The sequence below is a fragment of the Culicoidibacter larvae genome (assembly GCF_005771635.1).
GTDB lineage: Bacteria > Bacillota_I > Bacilli_A > Culicoidibacterales > Culicoidibacteraceae > Culicoidibacter > Culicoidibacter larvae.
In genome coordinates, this window is record NZ_VBWP01000023.1 from 2,501 (window position 1) to 5,117 (window position 2,617).

Below are 2,617 nucleotides of genomic sequence, written 5' to 3' on the forward strand. Positions count from 1 at the left end.
AAGATCCTGAAACCATATGCTTACAACAAGTCAGAGCCCGTTAATGGGTGATGGCGTGCTTTTTGTAGAAAGAGCCGGCGAGTTATGTTATCATGCAAGGTTAAACTGAAGAGGTGGAGCCGCAGCGAAAGCGAGTCTGAATAGGGCGAATGAGTATGGTGACATAGACCCGAAACCAAGTGATCTAGCCATGGGCAGGTTGAAGGTGCAGTAACATGCACTGGAGGACCGAACCGACTTACGTTGAAAAGTGAGCGGATGACCTGTGGCTAGCGGTGAAATTCCAATCGAACTTGGTTATAGCTGGTTCTCCCCGAAATAGCTTTAGGGCTAGCCTCGAGGTAGTTTTATGGAGGTAGAGCACTGATTGTATGATGGGACCATCTCGGTTTACTGAATATAGTCAAACTCCGAATGCCAATAAAATGTTCCTCGGGAGTCAGACAGTGGGTGATAAGGTCCATTGTCGAAAGGGAAACAGCCCAGACCACCAGCTAAGGTCCCAAAGTACGTGTTAAGTGGGAAAAGATGTGGGGATGCACAGACAACTAGGAGGTTGGCTTAGAAGCAGCCACCCTTTAAAGAGTGCGTAATAGCTCACTAGTCGAGTGACCCTGCGCTGAAAATGTACCGGGGCTAAAACACGACACCGAAGCTGTGGATTTATTAATAAATGGTAGGGGAGCGTTCTAAGGGCAGAGAAGCTATACCGTAAGGAGTAGTGGAGCGCTTAGAAGTGAGAATGCCGGCGTGAGTAGCGCAAGCTAGGTGAGAATCCTAGCCGTCGAAAACCCAAGGTTTCCTCCGGAAGGCTCGTCCGCGGAGGGTTAGTCGGGACCTAAGGTGAGGCCGAAAGGCGTAGCCGATGGACAACAGGTTGATATTCCTGTACTGCTATTAGATCGTTTGACGATGGAGTGACGGAGAAGGCTAGGCAAGCGTACGACTGGAAGTGTACGTCTAAGCACAAAGAGGGACATGTAGGCAAATCCGCATGTTGATAACCTTGAAGTGTGGGGGAGTTCCCTACGGGGAACGAAGTTGTTGAAGCCATGCTTCCAAGAAAAGCTTCTAAGGAGAGCTAATGGCACCCGTACCGAGAACCAACACAGGTGGGTAAGGTGAGAAACCTAAGACGAACGGAAGAACTCTCGTTAAGGAACTCGGCAAAATGGCTCCGTAACTTCGGGAGAAGGAGCGCTCTTGGAAACAAGAGCCGCAGTGAAAAGGCCCAAGCGACTGTTTACCAAAAACACAGCTCTCTGCAAAATCGAAAGATGAAGTATAGGGGGTGACGCCTGCCCGGTGCTGGAAGGTTAAGAGGAGAGGTTAGTCTTCGGACGAAGCTTTGAATTGAAGCCCCAGTAAACGGCGGCCGTAACTATAACGGTCCTAAGGTAGCGAAATTCCTTGTCAGGTAAGTTCTGACCCGCACGAATGGCGTAACGATTTGGGCACTGTCTCAACGAGAGATCCGGTGAAATCTTAGTACCTGTGAAGATGCAGGTTACCCGCGACAGGACGAAAAGACCCCATGGAGCTTTACTGTAGCTTGATATTGGGATTTGGTGTACCATGTACAGGATAGGTAGGAGACAATGAGACCAGCACGCCAGTGTTGGAGGAGTCAATGTTGGGATACTACCCTTGGTGCACTGAATTTCTAACTTACCGCCGTTATCCGGCGGGAGGACAGTGTCTGGTGGGCAGTTTGACTGGGGCGGTCGCCTCCTAAAAAGTAACGGAGGCGCCCAAAGGTTCCCTCAGAATGGTTGGAAATCATTCGTAGAGTGCAAAGGCATAAGGGAGCTTGACTGCGAGACCTACAAGTCGAGCAGGGACGAAAGTCGGGCTTAGTGATCCGGCGGTACCGAATGGAAGGGCCGTCGCTCAACGGATAAAAGCTACCCTGGGGATAACAGGCTGATCTCCCCCAAGAGTTCACATCGACGGGGAGGTTTGGCACCTCGATGTCGGCTCATCGCATCCTGGGGCTGTAGTAGGTCCCAAGGGTTGGGCTGTTCGCCCATTAAAGCGGTACGCGAGCTGGGTTCAGAACGTCGTGAGACAGTTCGGTCTCTATCCGTCGTGGGCGCAAGAAGTTTGAGAGGAGCTGACCCTAGTACGAGAGGACCGGGTTGGACATACCGCTGGTGTACCAGTTGTTCCGCCAGGAGCACCGCTGGATAGCTACGTATGGAAGGGATAAACGCTGAAAGCATCTAAGCGTGAAGCCCCCCTCAAGATGAGACTTCTCACAGAGTTAATCTGGTAAGACCCCTTGAAGACTACAAGGTAGATAGGTCAGGAGTGGAAGTGTGGTGACACATGCAGCTAACTGATACTAATCGGTCGAGGGCTTAATCACAACATACTAAGACGGTTTGACAAGAGTTTTGTATTATCTAGTTTTGAAAGTTCAATAGAATTTTCAAATAAAAGAAGTCTGGTGACAATGGCAAAGAGGACACACCCGTTCCCATCTCGAACACGGAAGTTAAGCTCTTTAGCGCTGATGGTACTTGGGTATTGCCCTGGGAGAGTAAGACGTCGCCGGGCTTTTTTTATTTTCATCAACATTCCTTGGAGCAGCATTCATGTCTGTTCCTTTTTTGTT

General features: G+C 50.0%; 2 rRNA genes (1 of these 2 only partly in view). Both read left to right on the plus strand.

Going from position 1 to position 2,617, the window contains the following annotated elements:
* Positions 1-2,368: ribosomal RNA gene (locus FEZ08_RS12065) — 23S ribosomal RNA — on the plus strand; it begins 542 nt to the left of the window's first position.
* 77 nt (positions 2,369-2,445) lie between these two features.
* Positions 2,446-2,559 (plus strand): 5S ribosomal RNA (rrf, locus tag FEZ08_RS12070).
* Positions 2,560-2,617 lie beyond the last annotated feature (58 nt).